The sequence below is a fragment of the Deltaproteobacteria bacterium genome (assembly GCA_011375175.1).
In the GTDB taxonomy this organism is placed as follows: Bacteria; Desulfobacterota; GWC2-55-46; order GWC2-55-46; family DRME01; genus DRME01.
The window spans coordinates 17,145-29,835 of the sequence record DRME01000006.1; the positions used below are offsets into that span (position 1 = coordinate 17,145).

Genomic DNA, 12,691 nt, shown 5'->3' on the forward strand with positions numbered 1-12,691 from the left:
CAAGAGGTGAGAAGACATATCATCGCCCTCACGGGCTTCATTCTGATAACGGCCGTCATGACCTACCCGCTCGTCACCCGGCCGGCGGACGCCATAGCGGGCGACTACGGCGACCCGCTCCTCAACACCTGGATCATCTCGTGGGACGTGAAGAAGATGCTCGAGCTCGACCCGGCGGGCCTCTACGACACCAACATCTTCCATCCCCACAAGAGAACGCTCGCCTACTCGGAGAACATGCTCGGCAACGCCGTCTTCGCCCTGCCCGTGATCGTCGCCACCGGAAACCCCGTGCTCGCCTACAACATCCTGCTCTTCGCCGGCTTCGCCCTCTCGGGCTTTGCCATGTATCTTCTGGCCCTCTACCTCACGGGAAGCCGCGCCGGGGCCTTCGTGGCGGGACTGGTCTACGCGTTTCTGCCCTGGCGCTTCGGCCAGTTCGGTCACCTACAGACCCAGATGGCCATGTGGCTTCCCCTGGCGCTTCTCCGCCTCCACCGCTTCTACGACGACGGAGCGGTGCGCCACATCCTGCTCTTCACCCTCTTTTTCGTGCTCCAGTTCTTCGCCTGCGGCTACCACGCCCTCGCCCTCGCCCTCTACGCCGGGCTTCTCATGGCCATGCACATACCCGATCTCCTGAGAGACCGCTCTCTCGCCTGGAAGCTCGCCGTCTTTTTCGCCGCCGCCGGGGCGGTGATAATCCCCTTCTACTACCCCTACATCGCGGTCAGGGAGGAGATGGGCTTTTCGAGGACCATGACGGAGATAAAAGTCTTTTCGCCCGACCTGACGGGGTACCTGGCGGCGCCGGCGGTCAACCGGCTCTGGGGCGAGGCGACAAGGGCCTTCCACAAGGCCGAGGGAGAGCTCTTTCTGGGCCTTACGGCCATGACGGCCGCCCTCTACGCCCTCGCCTCAACGAGCCCGGCGGCCACGGGGCTCAGGCGGGCCGTGGGCAGGGCGCTCGGTGGGCGAAGGCTCGGTCCGGGCGCCGCGGCCCTGGCCGCGGCGGCGGTCCTCTCGCTCGGCGTCTCTTTCCTCATCGTAAAGAGCGGCCCCATAGAGCTTGATCTGGCGCTTCTCAAGGTGCGCGCCGGGTCGCCCTGGAAGGCGCTTCTCACGGCCATGCTCCTTCTCTGGGCCGCCGTATTTCTCGCCCTGCCGCAGCGTCCCCACGGGGAGACCGCACCGGCGGGCGTAAAACGCGCCTTCTACGCCGTCATGCTCTTCTCGGCCGTCGTCTTCTCGCTGGGGCCGGAGATAACGCTGATGGGCCGCAGGCTCGTGACGGGCCCCTACATGCTGCTCTACGAGTTCTTTCCCGGCTTCGACGGCCTGCGCGTTCCGGCGCGGCTCGTCATCATGGCGGGCCTTGCGCTCGCCGTCTTCACCGCCGCCGCCGTGGCGGCCATAGCGGCGAGGCTCGGCGGGCCGGCGCGCAAGGCCGTGCCCGCCGTCATCGGCGCGCTCGTGCTCGTCGAGTCGGCGTCGGCGCCGGTGCTCATGTCGGGCATAGCCGTGGGCTCGGAGATCCCGGCGGTCTACCGCTGGCTCGCGGACCGTGACGGCGATTTCGCCGTCATGGAGCTTCCCCTTCCGGCGACCCAGGACGAGCTCTTCAAGGAGGTCAAACCCATCTACCATTCCATATACCACTGGAAGAGGCTCGTCAACGGCTACAGCGGCTACTTTCCGCCGGCCTACGAGTTCCTCTACAAGAAGTGGATGACCGGCTTTCCCGATCCGCTGAGCGTGGGGCTCTTGAGCGAGGAGCTCGAAGTGAGGTACCTCATAGTCCACTCGGGCTCCTATGAGCAGAAGCAGTGGGAGAGGATACGCCGCGGGATAGAGGAGGGCTACGCCGACACGCTGCGCCTTGTAAGACGCTTCGGCGCCGACTACGTCTACGAGGTGGCCTGCAGGGGAAGACGGCTGGACAGGTCCGGCGAAATATCGCGGGAGGGGTGGAGGGCGAGGGCCGGCCGGGGCGACTACGACCCCTCGCTCGCCTTCGACGGCGACCTCTTAACCGACTGGAAGACGGGCTATCCACAGGCGCCGGGCGACTTCTTCAGCCTCGATCTCGGGCGCACGCACAAGGTCAGGGCCGTGGAGCTTCTCACCATGACCAACAAGCGCGACTACCCGCGGGGCTACCGCCTGGAGACATCGGAGGACGGCGTGAACTGGCGTACCGCGGCCCGCCGGGACCTGCTCGTCCCGCCCTACCGGGCCATGGCCGCCCCGGCCACCACGCCGGCGGCCACCGTCATAAGCTTCGAGCCCGCCGAGGCGCGCTACGTGAAGATAGTGCTCACGGGCTCGCACGAGTACATCCAGTGGTCCATAAGCGAGCTGAAGGTCTACGAGTAGGGACCGGCCACGAAACCCCACGAGGAGAAGAGAGATCGCCATGAAGCTGTCGGTAGTGATTCCGGTCTTCAACGAGAGGGCCACCATAAGAGAGATAGTGGATCGGGTCAAGGCCGTCGACATCGACAAGGAGATAATTCTTGTCGACGACTTCTCCGCCGACGGCACGCGCGAGATACTGCGCGAGATGGCGGAAGGGGGCGAGAAGGTCTTTTTCCACGACAGGAACATGGGCAAGGGCGCTGCGCTGCGCACGGGCTTCCGGCACGCAACGGGCGACTACACCATAGTGCAGGACGCCGACCTCGAGTACGACCCCGAGGACTACCACAGGCTCCTCGCCCCCGTGCTCAAGGGCAAGGCCGTCGTCGTCTACGGCTCGCGCTTCACCGGCGAGCACCGCAACATGTTCTACCACCACTGGATCGGCAACAAGTTCCTCACCTTCGTGACCAACGTCCTCTACAACACCACGCTAAGCGACATGGAGACCTGCTACAAGCTCTTCAGGACCGACATAATAAAGTCCATAGACTTCAAGTCCAACCGCTTCAACTTCGAGCCCGAGATAACGGCCAAGATACTCAAGCGGGGCATCCGCATCTACGAGGTGCCCATCTCCTATGCCGGCAGGGAGTTCGAGGAGGGGAAGAAGATAACCTGGGTCGACGGCTTCTCGGCCCTGTGGACGCTCATAAAGTACCGCTTCGTCGACTGACGACGCAAAGAGGGCGGAGCCTGCACAGGCTCCGCCCTCCTTTGCGCCGTCCGCCCTCGCCGCGGGATTCAGACGGCCGTGTCGCCCTGGGACTCGTAGGTCTTGAGTATGGCGTCTATGTTGTACTTCACCGCCGGTATGGAGAACTGGTTCGTGCCCCGCAGTATCTTGAGCAGCTTGCCCACGTAGACCATCTCGTCGGGAGTGAGGGGCGAGAGGTCGGTTATTCGCGGCCGGGACTCGTGGTTCTTGTCGTCGTAGCGGGTCGTCTCCACCATGGCGATGGTGCAGTGCTTGGTCTCGCCCTCGAGGAGCTTGTTGCCCGAGCGGTGCATCTCGCCCTCGCCCGTGAGGAGCCAGTCGACGCTGAGTCCGTAGATGGCGGCGAACTTGAGCACCAGGTCGGTCGGTATCTCGCCCCTCTTCTTGTAGTTGGAGAAGGCCTGTGGGGTCACGCCCAGCGTCCTTGCGGCCTCGGAGTCGCGCTTGATGTTTCCGGCAAGCCGCATCCTGTCAATCACCTCTGAATATTTTACACTCATTTTACATGCCTTCCATATTTTCTTGTTGTTTCCCTCTTCTTTAAATGCTAAACTGACGCATCAGAAGATGTTCGCCCAGTACACCGCGCGCCGGAGCCCGCGGCCGCTGCCGTAAGAGTCCCGTTTACACCCAGGCCGTCTTTACAGCTCATGAGGACGGGATGGCACGAATATCAGAGCGGCGTTTCAATCCGGCGGGGGACGCAACAGAACACATCTTATTTAATTTACCATATCGCGCATGATTGTCAAGTTATTTTACGTACAGGTGTAAACATGCCCACCCTCGGTAACAGGATAAGGCACATCCGTGACGAGATACTGCGGTTGAACCAGGCCTCTTTCGCCAACATGCTCGGCTTCTCCAGGGCCGCCACCATCAGCGACTACGAAAAGAACAAACGCAACCCCGACATCGTCACTTTGAGAAAGATCGCCAAGCTCGGCTCGGTGACCCTCGACTGGCTCCTCACGGGCAAGCCGCCCAAGTCCATCCTCGAGATAGTCCACGACGAACACATGGAAGAGTACGTCAAGGGCACGTCGTGCGACGATTACTGCAAGGTGCCGGTCTTCGACATGAACATGCTCCCCGGTCCCGACTCCATACCGGGCCGCCTCCCCATCGAGATGACGCTCGTGCCGAAAAAAGACGTGACAGACCGGATGATCTGGCTGCGCTTCAGCGGTGAGAGCATGGAGCCCACCATAGCCGACGGCGCCGTACTCGGCGTGGACAGAGGAGAAAAGAGGCTCCTCAACGGCAAGGTCTACCTCGTCTGGCTCAGCTACGAGGGGGTGACGGTAAAGAGGGTCTTCATCGACCCGAAACGCATAATACTCGCCTCCGACAACCAGTCTTTCCCCAAGACCACGATGCCCGTAAAGAAGTTCGACGAAAGGCTGATCATCGGCCGTGTGGTCTGGGTCCACCAGAGGCTGCGGTAGAGCGCCGCCGCGGACCGCCTGCAAAACCGGACTTCCGGCTCCTCAACCGGACGCCCCAAGACGACGACCTGCCGGCAGATCATACTCCCTGCGGGAACGTCGGTCAGCGTGCGGACTCTTACCTAAATGGAGGGAAAAGAGGGTTCGTGGTCATGATCTCATGCCCATGCCGCCACAGCCCCGTCCGACATCGAGCATGGCCGCGGTGAAGCCGGAGCTTGTGGAGGCGGCGAGCGGATTCGAACCGCTGAATGGCAGTTTTGCAGACTGCTCCCTTAGCCACTTGGGTACGCCGCCTCGGCCGATGGGGATTTACTATATTACTACCCCTGCCCGCCTCTGTCAAGGCGATTCCGGCGCGGACGCACGGTCCGCCTGGGCCGCCTCCTCCAGCCCCCGTATCTCCACCGACGTGTGGCCGAACTGCTGGAAACGGTTGGTCTTGACCTTTATGTCGCAGGGGTTGCACCGGCCGAAGACGTGGCAGGGCCGGAAGACGTCCTCGATCCCGAAGTCGGGGTCCGTCACCGAGCCGACGGGCTCGCGCCCTTCGTAGAGGTCGCTGTGGCAGCGGTACACCCCGCCGTCGGGGCCGATGATGAGCTCCGTGGTCCTGCACATAACACTCCTTACGGGACCGCCGCCGCAGGCCCCCTCGTACCTGTAGGTCCCGTAGAGCCGCCCGTTGTGCTCGCCGAGAAACTCCTTGCAGCGGAAGTCGATGCCCCTCTCCCTGCAGAGCCGCTGCGCCTCGAGGATGGCGTCGGCCTGAGAGGGGTGCATGACGCCCCAGACGCCGATGCTGAAACCGGCGTCCTGGAGCCTCAGGACCTTCTCCACAAGCGGGGCAAGCTCCATGGTCGCGGGGTGGTAGCTTACGCGGATCGAGGCGTAGGGCGCATCGCGCCGAAGCCTTGCGGGATCGACCTTGCCGATGAGAAGCCCGGGCTCGAAGCGCAGGTTCGTCAGTATGTCTATGTGGAGCTCGGGCTTTATGTTGTTCAGTATGTAGACGAAGTCGCGGTGCAGGCTCGGCTCGCCGCCCTGGAGCGTGACGGGCAGGTCGGGCCTGGACTCGATGCGGTTTATGGCCTCGGTCCACTCCCGCCCCGAGAGCCTGCGCCGCCGCGCCTCGAGCCCGCCGAAGGAGTTTATGCAGTAGGGACAGTCGAGGTTGCAGGCAAGGGTCAGGAAGGCGGCTATGTAGTTGTAGTCTTCCGGTATGACGATGGGTCGTGCTTTCATGGTCCTCTTCCGGTCTCAGCCCCGCTTCACTCCCCGAGGAGCTCGTTCACGGCGTTGAAGACCCGCGTGGGGCTTATGTCGTACATGCAGGTGCGCTCCATGGTGCATACGTCGCTGAGGCACGGCAGGCACCGGGGCCTGGGCTTGGGCAGGAGCTTGGCCCCCTGCTCGATGTAGACCTCCTTTGCCAGCGTGGGACCGAAGAGGGCGACGATCTTCCTGCCGAGGGCATGTGCTATGTGGAGCCCCAGGCTGTCGTTGGTCACCAGAAGGCGCACCGAGTTTATCCACTCTATGTACTCCTCTATGGAGCCGAGTCCCTGCTGCCAGGAGACCTTGTAGCGGTCTCCCATGAGCCTCTCGAGCTCCTTCCACTTCTCGGCGGGCCAAGCCTTTATGGGCCACTTCTCTCCCACGTGGTGGTTGAAGCCCACGTCGTACTTTATGCGCGAGCGGGGCCTGTAGCCGAGGATGGGCGTTTCGCCGCGCCACTTGGAGCCCACCATCTCGAATAGTATGGCCTCCCAGTACTTGCGGTTGGCGATCTTGTCGCGCTGGTTGGAGCATATGTCGAGCACCTTCTGCGTGCCGTCGTAGGCCTCGGCCGTGCCGTTCACCGGGTCGAAACGGAAGCCGTAGCGCCGCCAGGCTGTGAGAGAGTCGGCGAAGGCGCATATGCCCGCCACCTTCTCGAGGTTTATTATGGTGTCGAAGCGTTCGGCCCGGAGCTGGAGCACCGTTGTGAGCTCGTAGGGAAGGATGCGGTCGATGTAGGGGTTGCCGCGCAGCAGCGGCACGGCCTTCTCGTCGACGAGCCACGTAACGCTTGCGTCCTTGTAGAGGTTGAGAAGCACCGTGCTGCGCAGCACGTCGCCGAGGCTCGTCTTGTGGCTTATCTCGCCCATGAGCGTCTCCGAGTAGCCGAGCTTCACTATGAGCACCTTCTCCCTGTCGGTCTTCCTCATCCGTCCTTTCATGGTCCTCCCGTTCTTCTCAGCAAGTCCTCCTCTTCGTGCTTGAAGCGCTCGAGCCTGAAGCTCTCGTACAGGGAGCGAAGCGCCTGGAGCGGCGAAAAGCGCATGGGGTATATGCGCGTCTTCACGAGATAGGCCTTCACCACGTAGTAGATGTAGAAGTAGAGTCTCGTGAGCGGCAGCCCTATGAGGCGGTTGACCGTCACGTTGCGGAGCCGGGGAAAGAGCAGGCACACCGTGGCCAGGAGCGAAAGGTTCTTCTGCATGAGCTTTTCACGCTCGTCGAAACAGTCAAGGGGCGATTCGCTCTGGTAGCTCATGTGGAGCCTGTCGAAGTCGCCGTCGAAGCAGCCGGTCTCTATGGCGTAGTCGGCGAGCTCCGTCCTCGGGTACGGGAAGAAGACGGGGAACTCGCCGAAGGTCACCTTGCAGGCGAGGTTGAGGTCGAGGCTCTCGATGTCGTCTTCGATGGAGCTTCCCGGCACGGCCAGTATGGTGTTGGAGAATGTGGGCACGTCGTGGCGGGCGCAGAGCTCGAAGGCCCTTACGAGCGTCTCCCTCGACATGCGCCGCTTGAGTATGTCGTTTCGTATGCGGTCGTCGCCGCTCTCTATGGACATGCTTATGGAGGCAAGGCCCGCCTCCTTGAGTTTCTTCAGGATGGGTTCGGTCAGGAGGTTCGCCCTCATGAGGCAGTGGAAGGGCAGGCCCACGTCCCTGCGGTAGCGCTCGACGAACTCGTCGAGCCACTCGTCGTCGCTGAAGACGAAGATATCGTCGTAGAACTTTATGAACTGCGTGTCGTAGCGGGCCTTTAGCTCCCTGAGCTCCTCGACGACGCGCCCCACGCTCATGCGCACCAGCAGCGGCCCCTTGCCCCTGTAAAGGGCGTTGTAGGTGTGGTTGAAGCAGTAGGTGCAGCGGTAGGGACAGCCGCGCCCCACCATGAAGCTTCGCATGGGGAAGCGCCCGAGCCGCGTGGTCCTGTAGAAGAGGTCGCGGTCGAGAAAGGGCAGGTCGTCGAGGGCCGTTCTCCGGGGTCGCATCCCCGGCGCGCCGCCGCTGCGGTAGTTCTCCTTTGTTACGATGTTTGCTATGGAGTCGACGCAGCCGCCCGACTCCATGGCCTCGAGCAGCTCGGGCCATGCGTCGTCGCCCTCGCCCATGCAGAGCAGATCGACCTCGTCGCGCTCGATGATCTCCGGGAAGAACGTGGCGTGAGGACCGCCGATGACGGTCCGTATGGAGGGGCTTACGCGCTTTACCGCCGCCGCTGCGGCCAGGTAGTACTTGTGCTCGCCCGTCTTGGCGCTGAAGGCGACGACGTCGGGGCCGCAGGAGCGCACCTTCTCCTCGAAGCCGCCGTCGCCGAGCACGGCCACCTCGGTGGTGTGCCCCCCGCGCCTTGCAAGCGCCGACAAGAGCATGATCCCCATGGGATCGATATACTCCACGTCCTTTATGACGAAAAGAATCTTCACGACGGTCTTCTCGGGGAACGAAGCCCCTCGGCTCTGGGGGAAACTTTCTGTAGAAGGGCCATAGGCCCACGTTTCCCCCAGACCCCTTCAAAGACTTTCGATGCGAGTTGGTTTCACCTGTTTTGCTGCGCAAAACAGGTGAAACCAACTCGCGTCAAAAGTTTTTGGAGGGAGTCTGAGGGAACCGTGGGTCTGTGACCCTTTTACAAAAAGGTTCCCTCAGTGCAATAAATCAGAGCTTCCCAAGTCTTTGCACAGGGTGTCCCGCCCGCGCCCGCTGCCTGGGGGCGCGGTACCGGGGAGGTTCGGGCCGCAAAGGCGTAAAGATCCCGCCTGGCGCGGCCCGAACCTCCCCGGGACCGCACCGAAGACCCGAATAACATATTCCCCCTGCTTCAAGCCGTTACTCGTCGCAGGGGTTTATTGTACTTATGCCGGTTCTTGATCCTCACGTCGTAGAAGAGTTCCGCTATGGTTCGCGCCACGCTTATGACGTTTGCCGGCGCGAAGGCCTTGGTGGCTCCGGTGTCGCGTTGTTTTATATGCACGCCCACCTCTGTGAAGCTTGCGCCCGCCTTGAGCTCGCGCACGAGGATGGAGGCCATGTAGGCGAAGCCCATGGTCGACATGGGGACGTGTTTCACTATGGAGGTCTTGTGGACGCAGGTGCCGTTGTAGTAGCGCAGGTCCATGCCGAAGAGGGTGTTGAGGATAATGACGAATAGCCGCGAGACGATGCGTCGCGGCAGCGGTCTTACCGAGGGGTTGGCCGTGTAGGGCACGACGATGTCGGCCTTGCCGACGGCGTCGAAGATCCTCTCCATGGCGGCCGCGGGGATCTCGTTGTCGCCCGGTATGAGGACCACGTATTCCATGGAGGCGAGCCTCACGCCCTCTGTGTAGCAGTAGCCGAGCCCGCGGTTGCCGTCGTTGTGGACGGCCCTGACGCGGCTGTCCTCTTCGGCGAGGCGGTCGATTATCCGCGGCGTGGAGTCGGTGCTGCCGTCGTCGAAGACGATTATCTCGTAGTCGGAGAAACGTCCATCGAGGGCGCGGCGCACGTCGGCCACGGCGGCCTCGATGTTGCCTTCCTCGTCGAGGGCCGGCACCACGACCGTTATGGTCGGCTTCTTTTCTCCCGCCTCATTCACGGACAATCCTTCTCGCCGCACCGGCTATGTCGTCGGCCCCGGGATAGAAGGCCTCTTCGAGCACGTGGCTTGCGGGCGTGGGCACGTCGGCCGTGTTTATGCGCACCGGCGGGGCCTTGAGGGCGTGAAAGGCCTTTTCGGCCGCCAGGGCCGCCACCTCCGAGCCCATGCCGCACAGGCGCCAGCCCGGCTCGGCCGTCACGAGCCGTCCGGTCTTCCTCACGGAATCTATTATTATCTCCTCGTCCAGGGGCCGCAGGGTCCTGGGGTCAACGACCTCGGCCTCTATGCCCTCGGCCTCGAGCGTCTTTGCGGCCCGCAGGGCCTCGTAGACCATGTAGGAGAAGGCCACGATGGTCACGTCCGAGCCCCGGCGCCTGACGATCCCCTTGCCGATCTCCACCTCGAAGGGCTCGGCGGGCACATGGCCGATATGCTCGAAGAGCCATCGGTGCTCGATGAACACGACGGGGTTGCCGTCGTAGACCGCCGCCCTGAGGAGCCCGCTCCCGTCGTAGGGGGTCGCGGGCATGACGACCTTTAGTCCCGGCACGTGGGCGAAGAGCGGGTGGAGAGACTGGGAGTGCTGGGCCGCGGAGCCCCAGCCGCGGCCGATTATGCCGCGCACCACGAGCGGCACGTTCACGGCGCCGCCGAACATGTAGCGCCACTTGGCGGCGTGGTTTATCAACTGGTCCATGGCGAGCGGCAGGAAATCCATGCGCATGTGGACCAGTATGGGCCTCATGCCGGCGACGGCCGCTCCGACGGCCACGCCCGTAATGCCGTTCTCTGCAAGGGGCGTATCCATGACCCGCTCGCCGCCGAACCTCCCGGCAAGGCCCCTAATCGTGCCGAAGACGCCGCCCGGGTCGTCAACGCCCTCGCCGAGCACGAAGACGCTCTCGTCGGAGGCGAGCAGAGAGGCGGTGGTCTCGTTTATGGCCTCGCGGTAGGTCACGGCGCGAAGCTTCCCGTCGCCCGACGGCCCGAACTCCCGCTCGAACTCTTCCCTGTTGCTGAACACCTTGGTCCAGGGCATGATCTATCCGCCGCAGTAGAGGTCTTCGGTTAGCTCCGAGGGGTCGGGGTCGGGGCTCGCCTTGGCGAAGCTCACGGCCTCGTCTATCTCCCGCTTCGCGGCCGCCTCGATGTCGCGCATGGTGTGGCGCAGCGTGGGGTCCCCGGAGGCGATGCGTATTCTGAGGGCCTTTACGGGGCAGCGTTTCATCCACTCCCGGAGCTCGTCCTCGGGCCTGCACCCCTTCTCGAAGTCCGTCTCCGGCCCCACGTGCCCCTTCCACCTGTACGTCCTGGCCTCGATGAGCGTCGGTCCGTGGCCCCTTCTCGCCGTGTTGACAGCCGCCATGGCGGTCATGTAGACCTCGACGGCGTCGTTTCCGTCTACGCAGTGGCCGGGCACGTGCATGGCCGTGGCGGCCGAGGCGATGCGGCACGTGGGATGTCGCGCCTCGATGCGCGAGTTGGTGGCGTAGAGGTTGTTCTCGCAGACGAATACGACGGGCAGTCTTTTGAGCGCCGCGAAGTTGAGGGACTCGTAAAAGACCCCTTCGTCGACGGCGCCGTCGCCGAAGAAGGCGACGCTTACGCGGCGCTCTCCGCGCATCTTCGAGGCGAGCGCGGCGCCCACGGCCATGGGTATGCCGCCGGCCACTATGGCCGACGTGCCGAGGATGCCGTGCTCCACGTCGACGAGATGCATGGAGCCGCCCTTGCCCTTGCTGCACCCCGTGCGCTTGAGGTAGAGCTCGGCCATCACGGCCTTCATCGACGCCCCCTTGGCCAGCGTGTGGCCGTGGCTTCTGTGGTTTGAGAAGAGGTAGTCGTCCTTCCCGAGGTTTTCGCAGACCCCGGCGGCCACGGCCTCCTGGCCGATATAGAGGTGGACGGGGGTGCGCATCTGCTGTTCCGGGTAGAGCTCGCAGACCCGTTCCTCGAAGAGCCGGATCCGCACCATCGTCCGGTAGAGGCTGAGCAGCGTCTCGGTCGGGGGAGTGCTCATGGGGCTATATGAAGTTCACGTGGGCCGGCGGATGGCGCAGCTCCCAGAGGTAGCGGTTCACCTCGTCCATGCGGCAGTTTATGCGGCAGTGGTCGGTGTCGAGGTCCTCGGCCACGAGCCGGAGGACCTCCTTGCGCCGTTCCCCCTTCCATGCCTCCTCGAAGGTGGTGTCGTATATGTTGCCGTAGAGGAATCTCTCGTCGCCCAGGTAGGCGCTGCACCCCCAGAGCCCTCCGCGCGAGTCCACGTAGGACCAGAAGGGCAGGGCCTGGCACTTCTCGTAGTAGCGCCTGCCCCTTTCGAGCTTGCGCATCGAGCCTGCGCGGAAGACGACGTTGAAGCGCTCGTCGCGGAAGGCGGCGAGCTCGTCCTGCAGGTGCATGAAGTCGCTGTAGCGCAGGTCCCTGTACCTCTCGGTGCGGCTCATGCGGTGCTGGGAGTAGGCCTTCACGACCAGGTAGTCGGCGCCCGCCTCCTTCGCAGCCGCTGCGAGCGCGGCGGCCTCGGAGGCGTTTTCCGGGAGCAGTATCATCTGCATCCCTATCGTAACCCCCAGGCCCAGTTCCCGGCGGATGCGCACGGCCCCCGCCGTATTCTCCATGACCCGGTGAAAATCCCCGGCCCCCGTGCCGTGCACGGCGGCGTAGGTGCCGGGCGTACCGGCGTTTATGCTTATCTTTATCCACGTGAGGTGGGGCAGCACGGCCCTGGCCGTCTTCTCGGTGAGGCAGACGCCGTTGCTCGTCACGGCCGCGTCGATGCCGCTTCGTTTCGTATGGGCCACGATGTCGGCGATCTCCCTGTGAAGAAGGGGCTCTCCCTCTCCGGCGTACATGATGCTCTTTACGCCGAGCCGGCCCATCTCGGCGAGCCGCTCTTTGAGGACCGCGGCGTCGAGGGCGTCGGGCCTGTACTCCATGTAGTCGAGGGCGCAGAACGTGCAGCGGTGGTTGCAGGCCCCGATGGGCGAGACCTCGATGTAGATTGGATAGACGTCCCTGCCCCTGAGCCAGTCGTCGACCCTCGGCACGTGGTAGATGAGTTTGTGGCTGTCTATCCTCAGTTCGTCCATCTAACAATGGGGCCGCGGCCCCCCTTGATTGCACTGAGGGAACCTTTTTGTAAAAAGGTTCCCTCAGACTCCCTCCAAAAACTTTTAACGCGACTTGGTTTCCCCCTGTTTTGCTTGGCAAAACAGGGGGAAACCAAGTCGTATTAAAAGTCTTTGAAGGG

At 63.3% G+C, this 12,691-nt stretch carries 11 protein-coding genes and 1 tRNA gene; 3 read left to right on the plus strand and 9 right to left on the minus strand.

Going from position 1 to position 12,691, the window contains the following annotated elements:
* Positions 1-6 precede the first annotated feature (6 nt).
* Positions 7-2,376: a hypothetical protein gene (locus ENJ37_00415; protein HHL38952.1), complete on the plus strand. Its 2,370-nt coding sequence runs from the start codon at positions 7-9 to the stop codon at positions 2,374-2,376.
* Positions 2,377-2,416: 40 nt separating this feature from the next.
* Positions 2,417-3,094: a glycosyltransferase family 2 protein gene (locus tag ENJ37_00420; protein HHL38953.1), complete on the plus strand. Its 678-nt coding sequence runs from the start codon at positions 2,417-2,419 to the stop codon at positions 3,092-3,094.
* A gap of 68 nt (positions 3,095-3,162) precedes the next feature.
* Here the strand turns inward: ENJ37_00420 and ENJ37_00425 are convergent, their stop codons facing one another.
* Positions 3,163-3,636: a hypothetical protein gene (locus tag ENJ37_00425; protein HHL38954.1), complete on the minus strand. Its 474-nt coding sequence runs from the start codon at positions 3,634-3,636 to the stop codon at positions 3,163-3,165.
* A gap of 150 nt (positions 3,637-3,786) precedes the next feature.
* Between ENJ37_00425 and ENJ37_00430 the strand changes: the two genes are divergently transcribed.
* The gene (locus tag ENJ37_00430) at positions 3,787-4,584 is read left to right on the plus strand and encodes a helix-turn-helix domain-containing protein (GenBank protein ID HHL38955.1); all 798 of its coding nucleotides are present in this window, start codon (positions 3,787-3,789) and stop codon (positions 4,582-4,584) included.
* Between the two features lie 221 nt (positions 4,585-4,805).
* On the opposite strand, the gene ENJ37_00435 is transcribed toward ENJ37_00430, so the two are convergent.
* The 8 genes from ENJ37_00435 to ENJ37_00470 all read right to left on the minus strand — a co-directional run bounded on the left by ENJ37_00435 (position 4,806) and on the right by ENJ37_00470 (position 12,530).
* A tRNA-Cys gene (locus ENJ37_00435) sits at positions 4,806-4,881 on the minus strand.
* A 45-nt stretch (positions 4,882-4,926) separates the two neighbouring features.
* A complete protein-coding gene (locus ENJ37_00440; protein ID HHL38956.1) occupies positions 4,927-5,829 on the minus strand; it encodes a radical SAM protein in 903 nt (300 codons plus the stop codon).
* Positions 5,830-5,855: 26 nt separating this feature from the next.
* Positions 5,856-6,806: a glycosyltransferase family 9 protein gene (locus tag ENJ37_00445; protein ID HHL38957.1), complete on the minus strand. Its 951-nt coding sequence runs from the start codon at positions 6,804-6,806 to the stop codon at positions 5,856-5,858.
* Positions 6,803-8,284 carry a B12-binding domain-containing radical SAM protein gene (locus tag ENJ37_00450; GenBank protein HHL38958.1) on the minus strand — a complete coding sequence of 494 codons (1,482 nt, stop codon included), beginning with the start codon at positions 8,282-8,284 and terminating at the stop codon, positions 6,803-6,805. The genes ENJ37_00445 and ENJ37_00450 overlap by 4 nt, the downstream gene beginning before the upstream one ends.
* A 395-nt stretch (positions 8,285-8,679) precedes the next feature.
* Positions 8,680-9,456 (minus strand): glycosyltransferase family 2 protein, encoded by a 777-nt coding sequence (locus tag ENJ37_00455; protein HHL38959.1) that lies wholly within the window; start codon positions 9,454-9,456, stop codon positions 8,680-8,682.
* Positions 9,428-10,477: an alpha-ketoacid dehydrogenase subunit beta gene (locus tag ENJ37_00460; protein ID HHL38960.1), complete on the minus strand. Its 1,050-nt coding sequence runs from the start codon at positions 10,475-10,477 to the stop codon at positions 9,428-9,430. Before ENJ37_00460 ends, ENJ37_00455 begins: the two co-directional genes overlap by 29 nt.
* Before the next feature lie 3 nt (positions 10,478-10,480).
* On the minus strand, positions 10,481-11,458 hold the full coding sequence (locus ENJ37_00465; protein ID HHL38961.1) for a thiamine pyrophosphate-dependent dehydrogenase E1 component subunit alpha: 978 nt from the start codon (positions 11,456-11,458) through the stop codon (positions 10,481-10,483).
* A 4-nt stretch (positions 11,459-11,462) separates the two neighbouring features.
* A complete protein-coding gene (locus tag ENJ37_00470; protein ID HHL38962.1) occupies positions 11,463-12,530 on the minus strand; it encodes a radical SAM protein in 1,068 nt (355 codons plus the stop codon).
* Positions 12,531-12,691: the final 161 nt, after the last annotated feature.

Coding starts and splice junctions, on each gene's coding strand:
- ENJ37_00420 (HHL38953.1), top strand. CDS start 2,417: ATGAAGCTGTCGGTAGTGATTCCGGTCTTCAACGAGAGGGCCACCATA.
- ENJ37_00425 (HHL38954.1), bottom strand. CDS start 3,636: ATGAGTGTAAAATATTCAGAGGTGATTGACAGGATGCGGCTTGCCGGA.
- ENJ37_00445 (HHL38957.1), bottom strand. CDS start 6,806: ATGAAAGGACGGATGAGGAAGACCGACAGGGAGAAGGTGCTCATAGTG.
- ENJ37_00430 (HHL38955.1), top strand. CDS start 3,787: ATGAGGACGGGATGGCACGAATATCAGAGCGGCGTTTCAATCCGGCGG.
- ENJ37_00470 (HHL38962.1), bottom strand. CDS start 12,530: ATGGACGAACTGAGGATAGACAGCCACAAACTCATCTACCACGTGCCG.
- ENJ37_00460 (HHL38960.1), bottom strand. CDS start 10,477: ATGCCCTGGACCAAGGTGTTCAGCAACAGGGAAGAGTTCGAGCGGGAG.
- ENJ37_00440 (HHL38956.1), bottom strand. CDS start 5,829: ATGAAAGCACGACCCATCGTCATACCGGAAGACTACAACTACATAGCC.
- ENJ37_00465 (HHL38961.1), bottom strand. CDS start 11,458: ATGAGCACTCCCCCGACCGAGACGCTGCTCAGCCTCTACCGGACGATG.